Raw genomic sequence first — 18010 nt, forward strand, 5'->3', positions numbered from 1 at the left:
GCTACGGGGCGGCGGTTGGCGGGGTGCCAGTTCCGCTGTGTCGGACGCGCATGCGCGTTCCTGGGGGCTGTGGGGCTGGATCGCTGTGGCGTTCTCTCTTTCTTCCGCATACATCAACGGCGGCTGGACGCGCGGGGTGCGCACGGCCGCGATCACTGTGGTGGCCGCGTTCGCCGCGCTTGGCGTGAGCGAGGGTGGCGCTTTCGCCGCGGAGGGCGCAGACGAGGTCGACTGGACCGAGCAGGGCGCTTGGAACGGCTTGACGGCTCCCGATGCGATCTCCGCATCCATGCTCGCGGTGCTGAAGGACGAGGCTGTCGAGGATCTGTCGCAGCGCACCGAGACGTCGCAGACGTTCGCGCTACCCGACGGGCTGTGGCGCAGTGAGATGTTCGCCGGTCCCGAGTGGGTCGCCACCGGTGAGGACCCCACCACGGAAGAGGGTTGGGAGGCTCTCGATACCGAGCTGGTGTCGTGGTCGGACGGTTCGTACAGGCCTGGCGCGCATCCGGCAAACCTGATCTTCTCCGGTGCAAGCAAGGGCCACACCGCACTGGTGACCGGCACCGATGCCGAAGGCGGCGAGTTCACCCTGTGGTGGGACGGCACGCTTCCCGACCCGATCGCCGCGGACGACGCGATCCGCTATGTCGACGTGGAGCCGGGAATCGACCTCGTGTTCTACGTCACCGCCACCGGCTATGAGCAGTTCTTCGTCGCCAAGACCGCAGCGGCCCTGGACCGCGCCGAGACGCTGTCGCTGCAGTTCGACTCCGAGGATGTCGATCTGACGACTGACGGTGAGACGTTGACGGGCACCAGTGAGGACGGCGAGGAACTCGTCCAGGTGTCCGAGGTGCTTGCCTGGGACGCTGACAACGACGCGCTTCGCACCGTGCCGGTGGCGCAGATGGCTCCCGAGCCCGAGGTCGGCGCTTCGGCGTCTGCCCCACCATCACCGTCAGCATCGCCATCGGGTTCGCCGTCGCTGGCGGACGTGAACGCGCTGCCTGTCGAGGTGGAGGTGCCCGCCCAGTTCGATGTGGCCGGCGATGCCGGCACGGTCTCGATTGACGCCGACGATGTGCCATTCGATTCTGGTGACGTGTTCCCCGTCGTGATCGACCCGTCGGTGAACCTCTCTTTGTCGTTCGACACGTATCTGTCCACCGCGTGGGACACGGACCGTTCAACGCAGACGGATCTGCTGATCGGCACGTGGGATTCGGGAACGTCGAAGTACCGGTCCTACATCAACGCGAACGTGATGCCGATCCTGGGCACTGAGGTGATCTCCGCAGAGTTGAAGCTGTGGAACTTCCACTCGTGGTCGTGCACGGCAAGGTCGTGGGAGGTGTGGTCGACGTCGTTGACGTCCTCGTCGACGCGGTGGGACACCAAGCCGAGCTTCTACGACAGGTACGCGACCGTGTCGACCACGAAGGGCTACTCGTCGTCGTGTGCCGACGGCTGGGTCAGCGCGGACGTGACGACGTTGGCCGCGAACTGGGCCAAGGGCACCACCACGGGCAAGGGCATCGGCATCAAGGCGAGCTCGGAGACCGACAACACGTATTGGAAGAAGTTCAACTCCGGCAACGCGGCAACTAACAAGCCGGTGCTGAAGGTGGTGTACAACCGCTATCCCAGCAAGCCGTCGACGCTCCAGGTCAACGGTGTCACGCCCGCGTCGGGCACGACGTACTACATCAACGACACCACGCCGATCCTGTCTGCGAAGGTGTCGGACCCTGACGGCGGCCTGGTGAAGGCCCGCTTCACGATCATGCAGGGATCCACGACCTTCAAGTCGCTGGCGTCGGGCTCGTCGGTCAAGTCTGGTCTGCGGTCGGAATACGAGTCGCCGGCATTGACGAACGACAAGACGTACTCGGTCTCAGCGGTCGCCAACGACGGCTCCGTGGACTCCAAGTCCGCCAACGAACCCACCTGGACCATCGTGGTCGATACCGATCCGCCCGGCGTGACGGCGATCGACACGACAGGTGTCACCGAGGACCAGTGGATCGAGACGCCACCAGCCAACGCGTCCGCGACGCTGACCGCAACCGATGCTGTCAGCTTCGAGTACACGATCGATGGGGGAGCGACGCAGACGGTGACCGCAGTGGCGGGCACCGCGTCGATCGCGCTACCTGTGACCAAGGGCGGCCACCAGGTGTGGGCCCGCGCGATCGACCGCGCCGGCAACCCCGGTTCCGAGGACGAGGCCGAGTACGGCGTGGGATCAGTGGGGATCTCCGCACCGAACGCGAACTACACCACGACAGGCAACGCACCGGTCGTAGCCACCGCCCCCAAGGGCACCGAGGGCTCGGTCGAGCGCACCGTGTATGCGCGCGTGGCAGGAACCGACGTCGATGTGGACTACACCGACGGCACTGGCGTGAACACCGACTGGATCGAGGTCGAGCAGCTCGACCCCGTAGCGGCTGGCGTCGACCCGAAGGTCGAGTACACGTGGGCGGCCTCGGCGTCAGTACCGGCCGGCAAGGAACGCGTCCCCAACCGCATCGACGTGCAGGTGTGCTTCACCTACCTCGACGGCGATGACAACCCGTTGACGACGCGATGCACCTGGCAGGACGACGACACGCACACCTCCGTAATCGTGATCCCGCACGCCTTCGGCGGCGGCTTCCCCACCGCGACGGCAGGGCCTGGCCAGGTGGCGTTGTGGACTGGCGAGTTCAACACCGCCGTCACCGACCTCGAGGTGCCGGCCTACACCGGCACGATGTCCCTGTCGCGCAGCTACAACTCCTTCGCAGGCGGCACCGAGACCTCCGTGTTCGGTCCGGGCTGGACGGCATCGTTCGAGGGCTCGGATCTGGGACAGGCGGGCTTGACGGTGGTGGACTCCACCGGCGACGACGGCGTGCTCGCCTTCCAAGACGTCGACGGCTCCTACCTGCTGTACGTCCAGCCAGGCGGCGGCAACACCGCACAGATGAACGGGACCTATGAGCCGTTCGACGACGACACCGCCGCATTGGGCTTCACAGTGTCGATCACCGGTCAGGGCACTGATGCGGTGCTGACGATGGTCGACGACCTGGGCGTGACCACCACCTGGGAACACCTCGAGGCAGGGAAGTGGGTCGCCAAGTCGATCACCGAGCCTGCCGCGTCAGGCAAGACGACGTTCTCCCACGACGAACAGGGCCGCATCACGCAGATCCTCGCCCCCGTACCCGAGGGCGTCACCTGCTCGGCCACACCGGTCGAGGCAGGATGCCGGTACCTCACCATCGACTACTACACCGCCACGAATGCTGCCACCAACGCATACGCAGGTCGTGTCAGCGAAGCGACGTTCCACACCTGGGACACCGCCGCGGAGGCGATGGATGACACCGTCGTCGCCCGCTACGGCTACAACAGCGACGGCTACCTCACCTCCGTCACCGACCCCCGCTCAGGGCTGAACGTCGTCTACGGCTACGGCGACCTCACCGATGCCGGCGTTCCGACGCTCACGTCGGTCACTCCAGCCGGGCTTGCCGCATGGGGCATCTCCTACGGCACGTCGAGCCAAGGCAACGACTCGGTGCTGGCCGTCACCCGTGAAGGCGCGACCGACAATGCCGCCACCACGGTCGTGTCACGCTTCGTGTACGGCCTGGATGCGACCGCCATGCCGTCGGGAAGCCCCGACGTGGCAGCCGCACAGCACGCGTGGGGCCAGTCCCGCACCCCGACACGAGGGTTTGCGGTCTTCGCCCAAGGCGACGACCCCGGCAGCTCCGACCCGGCCACGGTCAATGCCGCCCAGTGGCTGGACGGAGACTTCCAGTTCACCGACGACGAGGGCTACACCGTCAACACCGCCAGCTACGGCGCCGGCGCATGGCAGTACACCGCCGACGAGTACGACGACGGCGGACGGATCGTGCGCAGCCTCGATCCGGCAGCGACCGCCTACCTCATCGACCAGTCCGCCCTCATCGACGGACAGACGGTGCCAGCCGCAGAGGTCAACGCTGTCGCGACCCTCACCAACTACAACGCCACCGACATCACCGCCACCACGGACCTGACGTGGGATGACGGCTCCGAGAGCGGCGCTACCATCACCGCGGGCACCGTGCTGGTGCCGGCAGGCACCCTCGTGACGGACACGTGGGCGCCGGCCGAGGACGGTGAGGACGGGCAGCGCACCCGTATCCACACCCAGTACACGTACGACGAGGACGCCCCCAACGGCGGCATCAACCCCCGCACCGGACAGAAGTTCAACCTCGTCACCACCGTGACCGAAACCGAAGCGGCCGCCACAGACGGCGGCTGGGGCATCGTCTCGCCCGACATCGCCGGCGAGACGCTGCTGTCGCGTACCGAGACCGGCTACGACCCGATCGACGCCGCCACGGCGACGTCGGACACGTCGGGCTGGATCCTGTCCGCAGCCACCACCACCACGACCGTGATGGACTCGCCGGCAGACAACATCACCACCCTCACCCGCTACGACAGCCTGGGCCGCATCGTCGAGACCCGCCAACCCGGATCCGACGGCACTGACGCGGGCACCGAGCTGACCGTGTACTACACGGCAGGGGCCAACACCGACGACGCCGCCTGCGGCAACACGCCGCAGTGGGCTGGACTGACCTGTGTCATCAAGACCGCAGAGGCGGACCCGGCGGTCCCAGAGGCGCGCACCACCGCGTACTCGATGCTGCTGGCAGCCAAGACAACCGTCGAGACCCTCGACGCGGTCACCCGCACCACCGACACGACCTACACCGCCGACGGACGGATCCTCACGTCCTCGACCGCCACGACGGGCCTTGCTGACTCGCAGCCGCTCGAGACGACCACGTACGTCTACGACGAGACGACGGGGCTGCTGACCGACACCCACGCCGTGGACGCGACCGACACCATCACCTCGACCGTGTCGACCGGCTACGACCTGTGGGGTCGCACCGTGACCTACACCGACACCGACGGCGCCGTCACCACCACCACCTACGACTCGCACGGCCGTACCGGCACCGTCGACGACGGCGTGCAACGCACCGAGTACACGTACGACGGCACCGACGCGGCAGGAAACGACGAACATCGCGGCCTTCCCACCGCGATGACGATCACGTCGGACACGTTCGACGAGACCACCGGCACCTACCCGACCTACACGTTCACCGCAGCGTTCGACGCGGGCGGGAACATGACCGTGCAGACCATGCCCGGCAACCTGACCCAGACCACCACGTACACCCGCACCGGACACACGATCGGGCTGGCGTACTCCGGTGTCGACACCGCTGGCGAGACCGTCCCGCTGATCGCGTGGAGTCAGCAGCTGGACCTGTATGGGCGCGTGGTCGCCGAATCCACTCCCAGCGCGGGCGTGAGTCCCGAGGCCGTGTCGGAGTACAACCGCACCTACAGTTACGACATGGCAGGACGGCTCGTCGAGGTCACGGACCGCACCGCCGGCATCGGCGCCAGCGTCAACACCGACCCCGAGGCCGGCGACGTCACCGCCTGCGCCACCCGCGCCTACACGTTCGATAAGCGCGGCAACCGTCTTGCCCGCACCACCGGGATCTCCGGCACCGACGGCGCGTGTGTCAGCGCCGGCACCGGCGAGACAGACGCGTGGGTGTACGACGACGCGGACCGCATCCAGTACGCCGCGAACACGACCGACGCATACGTGTACGACGCACTCGGCCGGCAGACGCTCATCCCCGCCGCCGACACCCCCGCAGGAGCCGCGGCAGGCGACCTGCAGATCGGCTACTACGACAACGACCTCGCCGCATCCCTGACCCAAAACGGTGTCACCACCAGCTACAGCCTGGACGCCCTGCAACGGCGTGCGACCGCGACGACCACGTCGAGCTCGGGCACGACCACCCTGGTGCGCCACTACACCGACAGCTCAGACAACCCAGCCTGGGCCATCTCCACCGACACCACCGGCGAGCAGACCACCTCCTGGTACGGATCGTCGCTCGGAGGCGACCTCGGAATCACCATCACCAACGGCATCGCGCAGATCCAACTGTCCGACATCCACGGCGACATCGCACTACCCCTCACAGTCGCTTCGGACGACACGATCGAGGCCATCGGCGGCTACTCCGACTTCGACGAATACGGCAACCCACTCACCGGGATGACCGACCCCGACACCGGAGCCATCACCTACGGATGGATCGGCGCCAAGGAACGCGCCACCGACACCACCGGACTCATGCTCATGGGAGTCCGCCTGTACAACCCCGTCACCGGACAATTCACCTCCGTCGACCCCGTCCCCGGCGGCAACACCACCGCCTACACCTACCCCCAAGACCCCATCAACAAATACGACACCTCAGGCAAATCCTGGTGGTCCAAGATCAAGAAGGGCGCAAAGGCGGTCTGGAAGGCCACCGGAACTGCCTCGAAATGGTTGACCGATAGCAAATGGGGCAAGCGAATTGGGGCGGCGTGTTCACTCGCGTGGGGCATCGTCGGCAACGTGTGCAACGGCGTATATGCGGCCGCTTACGCGCGTCAGGGGAGGTGGAAGGAAGCGGCCGTCACGGCGGTCGCAGCAGTTGCCGGGGGTGTTGCAGGAAAGCTGGCCAAGACTGCCGTTCTGCGGGGCGCTGCAGGCTTTCGAGGATCGTTCTCGCGTGCAATCGTGCGGAATGGGATCGGCAGCCGAAGGTACATGACGCGCTACGATCGAACGTTTAGGAGCGTTGCGTGGAAGGCTGACTTAGTTGTCGGCTACAGCGTCAGCGAGAGGGTCAACTGGTAGGACTAGGGTGATTTCAATTCTACGAAGTGCTCACCTCGTGCGCACCGGCCCAATCGGTTGGGCGTTTGTGGCGATGCTCGCAATGATCGGGCTCGCCTGCGCGGGCGGAGTGATCGAAACCGATGCCTGGCCCGGCTGGTTCGTCGTTGCGATTGGATGCTCGGCTGCGGTGATCGGACGTGGCGCGGTCGGGGGTGTTTGGCGTGACCGCAGCGGTCAACTTGTCGTCCGTGACTGGCTTCGTACGCGGAAGTATGACGTGGAATCTGATCTAAGCATCGCGTACATTCCCTACGACGGATTCGTGAACACATACCAGGACTCACGGGTGTGGGCGACATTGACGTTCGCAAGCTCAGGCCGGCGCGGCCGTCCCTGCAGGTTGACAGTGGCTTCATACGCAACGACCAAGCGTCGCGTCCGCATGCTCAGAAGCCTCCTCGAGCTCCCCTCGGGACCCGGGCGCCTGGACTGAGGCGAGGAGTTTCCTTCGACGTGAACTGGCCCGAGTCTCGTTCCGCCTGGTCGACAAGGGTGGAACCCATGACTCGTTGCACCCCGGAGATGCGTGAGCGCGCGCATCGACGAAACGCCGATAATTGAGAATATGTCCGCCTCGCAGCGCTTGCGGGCACGGGGCAGCGAGCCCCCCCAGCCGCCCGAAGCACTGAGGTCCGGGAGCGCACCCATCGATGACGGGGTAGCGCTCCGCATCCAGTGCGCTATGGTGGCCGTATGCGTGCACGCTCGCTGCTTCTTAGCTGCCGCGACGAGGCCTAGAACAGGCTGGCTCCTCGTCGCGGCGGTTCGTGTGCCGGCCCACCGACGAGTCGAGACCCTGAGAGAAGCGACATGACAAGCGAGCAGACCACTTCTGAGCATTACACCGGCGGCGACCAGAAGGCGTCGCGGATGCCGATCCACAAGTATCAGCCGTTCCACGAGCAGATCCGTGTGGACATGCCCGACCGTACGTGGCCGTCCAACGTGATCGACAAGGCGCCGCGGTGGTGCGCCGTCGACCTGCGCGACGGCAACCAGGCGCTGATCGAGCCGATGAACGCCGAGCGCAAGCTCCGCATGTTCGACCTGTTGGTCCGCATGGGCTACAAGGAGATCGAGGTCGGCTTCCCGTCGGCCAGCCAGACCGACTTCGACTTCGTGCGCAAGCTGATCGAAGAGGACCGGATCCCCGACGACGTCACGATCCAGGTCCTCACCCAGGCGCGAGAGCACCTGATCGAGCGCACCTACGAGTCCATCAAGGGCGCGAAGCAGGCGATCGTCCACCTGTACAACTCCACGTCGATCCTGCAGCGCGAGGTCGTCTTCCGGGCGAACGAGGACGAGATCCTCGACATCGCGACGCACGGCGCGATGCTGTGCCAGAAGTACGAGGAGACCATCCCGGAGACGAAGGTCTTCTACGAGTACAGCCCCGAGTCGTACACGGGTACCGAGCTCGAGTACGCGGTCCGCGTCTCCAACGCGGTGCTGGACGTGTGGAAGCCGACGCCCGACCGCAAGGTGATCATCAACCTGCCCGCCACCGTCGAGATGGCGACTCCGAACGTGTATGCCGACTCGATCGAGTGGATGAACCGCCACCTGGACTACCGCGACTCGGTGGTGCTGAGCCTGCACCCGCACAACGACCGCGGCACCGCGATCGCGGCAGCCGAGCTGGGCTACATGGCCGGTGCGGATCGCATCGAGGGCTGCCTGTTCGGCAACGGCGAGCGCACCGGCAACGTGGACCTGGTGACGCTCGGCATGAACCTGTTCAGCCAGGGCATCGACCCGGAGATCGACTTCTCGGACATCGACGAGGTACGCCGCACCGTCGAGTACTGCAACCAGATCGACGTGCACCCCCGCCACCCGTGGGGCGGCGACCTGGTCTTCACCGCCTTCTCCGGCTCCCACCAGGACGCCATCAAGAAGGGCCTCGAGGCGATGGAGGACAAGGCGGCCAAGAAGGGCGTGGGAGTCGACGACCTGGTCTGGGCCGTGCCGTACCTGCCGATCGATCCGAAGGACGTGGGCCGCTCGTACGAGGCCGTCATCCGCGTCAACTCGCAGTCGGGCAAGGGCGGCGTCGCGTACCTGCTCAAGTCGGAGCGTCATCTCGACCTCCCGCGCCGCCTGCAGATCGAGTTCTCCCGCGTCGTCCAGCACCACGCTGACGAGCTCGGCGTCGAGATGACCGCCGACGCGCTGTGGAAGATCTTCGAGGACGAGTATCTGCCGTCGCCCGATCCCGAGAGCCAGTGGGGCCGGTTCGCGCTCCAGGGCACCCGGACGTCGTCGTCCGACGCCGGTCCCGACACCCTCGCTGCCGACGTCGTGGACAACGGCGACGAGGTGACGATCGAGGGCGACGGCAACGGGCCCGTCGACGCGTTCGTCTCCGCGCTCGGAACCCGCGGCGTCAAGGTCGAGGTGCTCGACTACGCCGAGCACGCGCTCACCGCCGGCGGCGACGCCCGCGCGGCTGCCTACGTGGAGTGCCACATCGGCGATGAGATCTTCTGGGGCGTCGGCATCGACCCCTCCATCACCACGGCCACGCTGAAGGCCATCATCTCCGCGGTGAACCGCCAGGCGCGGTAACGCTGCGGCGTCCCGGCCGAGCCACGCCAGCCTGTCGACCACAGGGGACGCGGGGTCGGGACCGGACGCGCCGGGGGTGACCATCGACCATGGTGGAACCCGGCGCGTCCTCATTCCTCTTCTCCGCTCGTCGCGCTGCGCGCCACCTCCCGCGGCGCCCGCCGGCCTGAAGCGCCCTGGCATCGCATGAGTGCCGATATCGGCATCAAGACCGGCACCCATGCGATGCCAGGGCGCACGGCGCGCAGCAGAACGCCCCGTCGACCCTCAAGAAGAGGGCCGACGGGGCGCTGTCGTCTCCGCGTCAGGCGGCGACGAGCTCCGGCTCCTTGCCGGGGAGGGTGGCCACCGTCCGCGGTGCGCGGACCAGGAGCCAGATCGTGAACCACACCTCGGTGACGATGGATGCCGTGGCGACGATCGCGAGGAACGCGCCGCCGAAGTCGGCGTAGTTGGCCATCAGGAGGTGGGCGAAGGTGTCGGCGATGTAGGCGCCGCCCGCGATCCACAGGCCGATGCCGAGCGGGCGCGGTCCGATGCGCGAGGCGACAAGGATGCGGCCCAGGACGATCAGGTGCAGGCCGAACGCCACGAGCGCGAGCAGCCACGTGATGTCGAAGGCCTCCATGGCGAGCCCGGTCCACGCCTCCCTCTGGCCTGCGTCGAGCCCGGCCACGGCGTCGCCGCCGACCGAGAGCTGAAGCGCGAGGACCATGAAGGTGATCGCCGGGATGAACGCCACCGTGTAGGCGACGCGCAGCCACGCGGCGAGGAGCGAGCGGCGCTCACCGGTGCCCCGCAGCAGGACGTGGAGCGCCCAGGCGATGCCGATGTCGATCATGGCGATCGCCGCGAAGCCTGCGATCCCGAAGCGGAAGGTGGTCGCGTTCTCCGCGATGTTGCTCATGGTCATGGCCGGGTCGTCGGGGATGACGAGCTGGTTGCGGACCAGGAAGTTGGCGCTCATCGCGAGCAGCACGATGGCGATGTAGCCGACGCCGGCGAGGCGCGCGGCCGTGGCGGGGGCGAGTTCGTTGCGAGTGGTCATGAGAGGTTCTCCAGTGTGGGGACGATGCTGTGGTCTGTAGGTCTTGTGCCTGCTGTGGCGGTCAGTGGGCGTCGCGGACGGTGACGACGGCCTTGCCGGCGACGCGGCCGTCGGCCAGGTCGGAGACGGCGTCCGACGCGCGGTCGAGCGGGTAGGTGCGGTGGATGGCGGCGCGCACGTCTCCCTGCTCGACGAGCGCGGCGAGACGGTTGAGGCGCACCGCGGTGGTGGCGGACATGAGGCCCATGAGGCGCTGCTTGCTGAACAGCGAGACGAGCGGCGCGACGAGCGAGCGGCCGGAGCCGCCGATCAGGGAGTCGCCGCCCTCGCCGCCGACGATCACGAGCGCGCCGGTGGGGGAGAGGATGCGGCGCAGCCGACGCAGCGGGGTGAGGCCGCCGGTGTCGATGATGACGTCGAACTCCTCCTGAAGCGTGGTGACGTCCGTGGTGCGGTAGTCGAGGACGCGCTCGGCGCCGAGCTCCGTCACCAGGTCGGCCTTCGCTGCTGACGCGACACCGGTGACGTGGGCGCCTGCCGCGACGGCGATCTGCACGGCGTACGAGCCGACGCCGCCTGAGGCACCGAGGACGAGCACGCGCTGGCCGGCCTCGACCTGCGCAGAGTCCACGACCGCCTGCATGGCGGTGACGCCGGAGACGGGCAGCGCGCTCGCCTCGACCATCGAGGTGCGTGTGGGCTTCGCCGCGAGGCGCTCCTCCTTGGCGACTGCGAACTCGGCGAACGTGCCGTCGGCGCTGCCGAAGACCCCGTCGCCGACGGCGAAGCGCGTGACGCCCGCACCGATGGCCTTGACGACGCCCGCGACGTCCGAGCCCTGGACGGGCTGCTTGGGCCGACGGAGGCCGAAGCCGATCATGCGGATGACGAACGGACGGCCGGTGGCCAGGTGCCACACGCCGCGGTCGACGCCGGCGGCGTGGACCTCGAGCAGGACCTCGCCCTCACCGGGCTGGGGCATCGGGACGGTGTCGAGGTGGATCTGCTCGGGACCGGTGTAGGCGCGCTGGACTGCGGCGCGCATGGTCGCGGTCGGAGTGCGGTCGGTGGAGCCGTGCGAGGCGGATGCCGCGGCGGCGATCGATGCGGCCGAGGTGGCTGCGGTGGCGGTGGTGCTGGCGTTCATGGTTCCCTCCCCGGGATCTGGTGTTGTCGTACTTAGTACGTCTGCCACGATGAACGCTAGGCGTACTTAGTACGATAGTCAAGCCGAATCGCAGAAATAGACATTCTGCCAGGGGTGTTGACAGTCGTACTTAGTACGTCTAGCCTCGATGTCGTACTAAGTACCACTCACTGAAGGAGAACGCACATGTCCAGCACCGCCACCCAGTCCATCGCCGCCGCTCCCGCGCAGAAGAAGGAGTACCCCTGGTACGCGATCCCCGCGATCCTCTCCATGCTGATGCTCAGCTCGGGCGGGATGGTCGCTCTCCTCGGATACGGCATCGCCGCGATGTCCTCCGCCACGTACTGAGCGGGCCGGCTGCCGTCCGACACGCACTCGACCGACGGCAGCCGCCGCCCCTCCATCTGTGAGACTTGATCAGATCCACCGCCCGCGACCGACCGAAGGAGCCGTCATGGCCGCCGACCCAGCGCCCCGCGCGAAGCTGTCCAAGGAGCGCATCATCGATGCGGCCATGGAGCTCGCAGATCGGGACGGCGTCGAGGCGCTCACCATGCGCGCGCTCGCGTCGGAGCTCGGCAGCAAGCCCATGACGCTCTACCACCACGTCGACGGCAAGGAGACGCTGCTCGATCTCATGGTCGAGCGAGTGTTCTCCGAGATGGCGCTCCCGCCCGAGGACCTCGAGTGGCGTGAGGCGATCCGCACGCGCTGCCGCTCCGCGCGCACCGTCCTGGTGAAGCATCCCTGGGCCGTGCCACTGCTTGAATCGAGGAGGTCGCCGGGGCCAGAGCTGCTCCGGCATCATGAGGCGATGCTCGCCACGCTCGACCGCGGCGGGCTGCCGCTCCCGTTCATGGCCCACGGCTACGCGATCCTCGACAGCTACGTCTACGGATTCGCCATCGAGGAGGCCAGCCTGCCCGGCCAGGGGGAGCAGGAGGGGCTCGCGGAGGTGGCCGAGGAGATCGCGCACGTCTTCGCGTCCGGCGAGTACCCGCAGATGACGAGGCTTGCGATGGAGCACGTCGCGCAACCCGACTACTCGTTCGGGGCGTCGTTCGACGTGGGGCTCGACATGATCCTCGACGGGCTCGAGGATGCCGTCGCCTCACCTTCAGAGTAGCCGCCGTAGGGGGACTTGCCGCAAGGCCCCCGTCCGGAGGGACAATCGCATGCTCCCGCCGCCCGACGGGATGCCGCCAAGACCCCCGGAGCGTACGTGTCAGCACCGATCTTCGACCTCGAGTCCCATCCTGCTCACAAGGCCGACCCCGCTGCCGTCGAGGCTGACGAAGCCCACCTTGTGAAGGTGCGCGACGCGCTCGACTGGCATGTCGCGGACTTGCGGTCGCGTCTCGCCGCCGAGTTCGAGCAGGGTGGAGGCGCATGGCAGGGCGCCGTCGAGCGCGAGCAGACGGTGCAGTACCTGGGGCGTCGTCTCCGCGCGCTCGAGCGGTACGGCGCCGAGCTGTGCCTCGGGCGCTTCACGACCGACGACGGTGGCGCCGTCTACATCGGCCGCCTGGGCCTGACCGATGCCCAGGGTGCCCGCCTTCTCTACGACTGGCGGTCGGGCGCGGCCGAACCGTTCTTCGGCGCGACGGCCGCGCACCCCATGGGGGTGGTGACCCGGCGTCGCTTCCGGTGGAGGGGCGGCCGCATCGTCGACCACTGGGACGAGGCCGTCAACGGCACTGCCGTCGCGGACGACGCGGCTCTCGACGACGATTCGGCGCTCCTCGCCTCACTGGGCGAGAGCCGCACGACGCGGATGCGCGACGTCCTTGCGACCATCCAGTCGGATCAGGACGCCATCGTCAGGGCAGACTCCAGCGGAGTCCTCGTCGTCGACGGCGGGCCCGGCACGGGCAAGACCGTGGTCGCTCTGCACCGCGCCGCCTTCCTCAACTACTCCGACGCGCGCCTCAGGGCGCAGGGCGGCAAGGTGCTGGTGGTCGGCCCGCATCGGCCGTACCTCGAGTTCATCGCCGACGTGCTGCCCAGCCTCGGCGAGGAGTCGGTCCAGACGTGCACCTACAGGGACCTGGTGGTCGAGGGTGCCGACGCGGTGCCGGAGGAGCAGGAGGCCGTGCGGCTCAAGGCGGACCTGGACCTCGCGATCGACGCTGCAGTGCGCCTCTACGAGGAGCCGCCGACGGATTCGCTCGTGGTCGACGCAGGGGAGACGGAGGTGCGGATCGTCGCCCCCGACTGGGCCGAGGCCTTCGAGGCCCCCACGGGGGAGCTGCCCCACAACGCTGCGCGCGAGGAGGTGTGGACCGCCCTGCTCGACATCGTCGCGCGCGCGGTGCTCGGAGAGGACCTCGACGATCACGAGGACGCCGACGAGTTCGACGCCTACGGGCTCTCGGTCACGAGCCGTGCCGCGGAGATCAGGCGGGCTGCGGGTCGCGATCAGGGTCTGCGGGACGCGCTCGGGAAAGCGTGGCCGATCCTCGACCCGCAGGAGGTCGTCGGTGACCTCCTCTCGGTGCCCGCCTATCTGCGCATGTGCGCGCCCTGGCTCACTCCGGACCAGGTCGCGTCCCTCCAGCGTGACGAACCGGCGCGGTGGACCGACGGAGACCTGCCCGTGCTCGATGCGGCACGTGCGCGCATCGGCGACCCCCACGAGCCCGCGCGCAAGGCACGTCAGCGCGCCGCGCGCGCCGCCGAGCGTGCCCGCATGGACGACGTCGTGGCGGACCTCGTCGATCAGGACGACTCCGAGATGGGCGTGATGTCGATGCTTCGCGGCCAGGACCTGATGAGCGTGCTCGACACTGACGAGGGTGGGCCAGGCCTCGGCGACCTCTCCGGACCTTTCGCGCACGTCATCGTGGACGAGGCGCAGGAGCTCACCGACGGTCAGTGGCGCAGCCTCATGCGGCGATGCCCGTCGGGAAGCTTCACCGTGGTCGGCGATCGTGCCCAGGCGCGTGCCGGCTTCCCCGAGGCCTGGGAGGACAGGCTTTCCCGCGTCGGCCTCACGAAGGTGCGGCGTGTGCCGCTCACCGTGAACTACCGCACGCCCGAGGAGGTGATGGCGGAGGCTGCCCCCGTGATCCAAGCGGTGCTGCCCGACGCGAACGTCCCCGTCTCGGTGCGTGCCGGTGGGCATCCGGTCGTGCACGGCTCCCGCGCTGACCTCGACGGAATCGTCGACGGCTGGCTGCAGGAGAACTCGAGGGGGGTGGCGTGCGTCATCGGCGACCCCGCCTACGCGCCCAGGCCCCGGGTCAGCTCGCTGAGCCCCGCGCTCGCGAAGGGCCTGGAGTTCGACCTGGTGGTGCTCGTGGATCCCGCCGCCTTCGGGGACGACGTCGCGGGTGCTGTCGACAGGTACGTCGCGATGACCCGCAGCACCAGCCGGCTCGTCGTGCTCGACGCCTGACACGACGCGACGCGCCTGCGACTTCGTGTCGGACGGAGGAGGAGAATAGGCGGGTGCCCCTCTATCGTGACGATGCCATCGTCCTCCGCACCCACAAGCTGGGTGAGGCGGACCGCATCGTCACGCTGCTGACCCGTCACCACGGGAAGGTGCGCGCCGTCGCGAAGGGCGTCCGGCGCACGTCGTCCCGGCTGGGCGCTCGCGTGGAGCCGTTCATGCTCGCGGACATCCAGTTCTACGAGGGCCGGAACCTGGACATCATCAGCCAGGTGGAGACCAAGGAGCCGTACGCGCGGCGCATCGCCGAGGACTACGCGCTGTACACCGCGGCGACGGCCATGGTCGAGACGGCGGACAAGCTCGTCGACCACGAGAAGGAGCCGGCGTACCCGCAGTACCGGCTGCTGCATGGTGCTCTCGGGTCGCTGAGCCGGCGGGAGCATGAGGCGGGCATGGTGCTCGACTCGTTCCTGCTCCGCTCGCTCGCGATCGCGGGCTATGCGCCGAGCTTCGATGACTGCGCGTCCTGCGGCCGGCCCGGACCTCACCGCGCGTTCGCCGTCGCTGAAGGTGGCGCGACGTGCGAGGAGTGCAGGCCGTCCGGCGCTGCCGCGCCGTCCGAGGAAGCGTTCGTCCTGCTCTCGTCGCTGCTCTCTGGCGACTGGGCGGTGGCCGACGCCTCCGAGCAGCGCGCGCGGCGCGAGTCCGCCGGGCTGATCGCCGCGTACGCGCAGTTCCACCTGGAGCGCAAGGTCCGCTCGCTGGGCCTCGTCGACCGCGCCTGAGCGCCAGCCGGGGGCGCGTGACGCCTCTTCACGCACCTGTGACTCGCGTGACTGCAGCGCGCCATGTGGTTCCGCTCCAGGCGCACGCGCCTCATGGGTCACAGGTGCGTGAAGCTCTGCACGCGGGTCGACCCCGTGGCGCGCCGTCCTGTGCCCGGCGCCGCGCGCCGCGCTGACTCCGACACTTCGCACCACTCCGGTTCGCGACACCCCGGCGACACTCCGTGAGGGGCGGCGACACGCTGGCGTGTCGCCGTCGGGATTGGTTCGGACTGTCGGGAGCCGCGCGGTGGAGCGCCCTCCGTCCCGAGTCGCGGCCGTCGGCGTCGGGATTGGTTCGGACTGTCCGATGCCGCGCGGTGGAGCGGCACTCAGGGGCGCCCATGAAACACAGTGTTCTTCTGATGTTCACCTGTTCGTGGCCCATCCGTCCATATCGCTCGCATAGTCTGGACGCGTCGTCCACGAGGGGCGGCGGGAAAGGACCAGATGCGCCCCACCGTGATCTTCGACTTCGACGGCACTCTCGCCTTGGGTGACGGTCCTCTATGGGCCTACGCACGCGGCGTCGCCGAGGCCGCAGGGATCCCCGAGATCGTCGCCGCCTCAGAGGAGGCTGTCGCGAGGTTCGAGGCGGGGGATGAGGAGCGCATCGACGGGTACGACGCCGTCCGTGCCGCGGCAGTCGAGCTCGGCGCCGACGACGAGGCGCTCTCGGCCGGCTACATGGCCAGCCGCGCTGAGCTCGCGACCGACTCCGCTCCGATCGCGGCGCCCGAGGGCCTCGAGGACTTCCTGACGAGGCTCGCCGAGTACGCGGATCTGCTGCTCGTCACCAACTCGCCCGACGTGCGCATCACCGAGGCTCTCGAGGCGCTCGGCGCCTCAGCGATCACCAGCCGCGTGTGCTCCGCGCGCAAGCCTGCCGGCCTCGGCCCCGTGATCGATGAGATGCTCACGCGCGGCCCAGTCATGAGCGTCGGCGACGTGTACGTCAACGACCTCGAGCCGGCCATCGCCCGGGGAGCCGCGACGGCCCTCGTCGGCGCCACCTGGGAGGCACACGCGAGCCAGGTCACCATGGCCGCCGCGACCCTCCCCGAGCTCTACCCCTCACTCGAAGCGTGGGCGGCCGCTGAGGCGACCGCTCCTCAGATGCCAACCGGCACCGGAACCACTCAGGAAAGGCAGCAGTAGCATGCGCAAGACCCTTACGACGACCGGACTGGTCGGCGTCGCGCTCCTCGCCCTGGTCGGCTGCAGCACCGCCGACGGCGACACCACCGCCACCACCGACGGCTCGGCCCCGGCCGACGCTCAGGCCGACTGGCCCTCCGAGATCACCCTCGCGCTGATCCCCAACGAGCAGGTCAACGACCTGGTCACCTCCGTGTCGCCGCTCACCGACTACCTCACCGAGGAGCTCGGCATCGAGGTCACCGGCGTCGTCACCAAGGACTACCAGGCCGCCGTCGAGGCGATCGGCTCGGGTCAGGCGCAGATCGCCATCGCCGACGCCGGCTCGCTCGCCGCGGCCGAGGACCTGTACGGCGCGCACGCCGTGCTGCAGGACGTTCGCTTCGGAGCCTCGTCCTACGCGTCGCAGTTCTTCACGAACATCGACAACGCCGACAAGTACTGCGCCGACGAGCCCGTCGAGGCCACCTACGCCGCGAGCGGTCAGACGTTCCTGTACTGCAACGGCGTCGCCTCCGGCGAGGAGAACACCGGCGTCGGACCCGTCTCTGTCGATGCGCTCGGTGCCATCGAGCCCGGCACGAAGGTCGCGTTCGGCAACACCACGTCGCCGGCCGGCTATCAGCTGCCCGTCCTCATGCTCGAGGAGCTCGGCACCAGCATCGACGACCTGGAGCAGGTGCCCGTCACCGGCAACGACACCCTGATCATGGCCGTCTACAACGGCGACGCCGAGGTCGGCTTCTCCTACTGGGATGCCCGCAGCTCGATCGACGAGTCCGAGGTGCCCGACCTCGCCGAGAAGATCGTCGTCTTCGGCCTGTCGGAGATGTACCCCAACGGCGGCGTCGTCCTCTCCGACGACCTTCCCGAGGACCTGCGTGCCGAGATCACCGACCTGATGGACGGCTACGCGGACGTGGACCCCGACACGCTCAGCAACATCTTCGGCCAGACCGACTGGGTGCCCGCCGACGCGGCCGCGATCGACCTGGCCCGCCAGGTCAACGCCCGCTTCAGCGGACAGTAAGGA

General features: G+C 68.3%; 10 protein-coding genes. 8 read left to right on the forward strand and 2 right to left on the reverse strand.

Annotation, left to right across the window (positions count from 1 at the left end; all coding sequences use genetic code 11):
• Positions 1-37: 37 nt before the first annotated feature.
• Complete coding sequence (locus QQX04_RS05795; protein ID WP_301127138.1) at positions 38-6787, forward strand: DNRLRE domain-containing protein; 6750 nt, start codon at positions 38-40, stop codon at positions 6785-6787.
• An 852-nt stretch (positions 6788-7639) separates the two neighbouring features.
• Entirely contained in the window at positions 7640-9400 is a 1761-nt protein-coding gene (gene leuA / locus QQX04_RS05800) for a 2-isopropylmalate synthase (protein WP_301127139.1), read from the forward strand.
• A gap of 304 nt (positions 9401-9704) precedes the next feature.
• Here leuA and QQX04_RS05805 read toward each other — a convergent pair whose 3' ends face one another.
• Complete coding sequence (locus QQX04_RS05805) at positions 9705-10448, reverse strand: DUF4386 domain-containing protein (RefSeq protein WP_301127141.1); 744 nt, start codon at positions 10446-10448, stop codon at positions 9705-9707.
• Between the two features lie 61 nt (positions 10449-10509).
• The gene (locus QQX04_RS05810; protein ID WP_301127143.1) at positions 10510-11595 is read right to left on the reverse strand and encodes an NAD(P)-dependent alcohol dehydrogenase; all 1086 of its coding nucleotides are present in this window, start codon (positions 11593-11595) and stop codon (positions 10510-10512) included.
• Positions 11596-11781: 186 nt separating this feature from the next.
• Between QQX04_RS05810 and QQX04_RS05815 the strand changes: the two genes are divergently transcribed.
• From QQX04_RS05815 to QQX04_RS05840, 6 genes are all read left to right on the forward strand, one after another.
• Positions 11782-11946 carry a hypothetical protein gene (locus tag QQX04_RS05815; RefSeq protein ID WP_301127145.1) on the forward strand — a complete coding sequence of 55 codons (165 nt, stop codon included), beginning with the start codon at positions 11782-11784 and terminating at the stop codon, positions 11944-11946.
• Positions 11947-12052: 106 nt separating this feature from the next.
• Positions 12053-12724 carry a TetR/AcrR family transcriptional regulator gene (locus QQX04_RS05820; RefSeq protein WP_301127147.1) on the forward strand — a complete coding sequence of 224 codons (672 nt, stop codon included), beginning with the start codon at positions 12053-12055 and terminating at the stop codon, positions 12722-12724.
• Positions 12725-12820: 96 nt separating this feature from the next.
• Entirely contained in the window at positions 12821-14995 is a 2175-nt protein-coding gene (gene helR / locus QQX04_RS05825; RefSeq protein WP_301127149.1) for an RNA polymerase recycling motor ATPase HelR, read from the forward strand.
• A 53-nt stretch (positions 14996-15048) separates the two neighbouring features.
• A complete protein-coding gene (gene recO / locus QQX04_RS05830) occupies positions 15049-15780 on the forward strand; it encodes a DNA repair protein RecO (RefSeq protein ID WP_301127151.1) in 732 nt (243 codons plus the stop codon).
• Between the two features lie 489 nt (positions 15781-16269).
• Positions 16270-16977, forward strand: a complete 708-nt coding sequence (locus QQX04_RS05835) for an HAD family hydrolase (protein WP_301127153.1) — start codon at positions 16270-16272, stop codon at positions 16975-16977.
• A gap of 1 nt (position 16978) precedes the next feature.
• Complete coding sequence (locus QQX04_RS05840; RefSeq protein ID WP_301127155.1) at positions 16979-18007, forward strand: phosphate/phosphite/phosphonate ABC transporter substrate-binding protein; 1029 nt, start codon at positions 16979-16981, stop codon at positions 18005-18007.
• Positions 18008-18010: the final 3 nt, after the last annotated feature.

Origin of the sequence: Demequina zhanjiangensis (assembly GCF_030418315.1) — a bacterium.
Lineage (GTDB): Bacteria > Actinomycetota > Actinomycetes > Actinomycetales > Demequinaceae > Demequina > Demequina zhanjiangensis.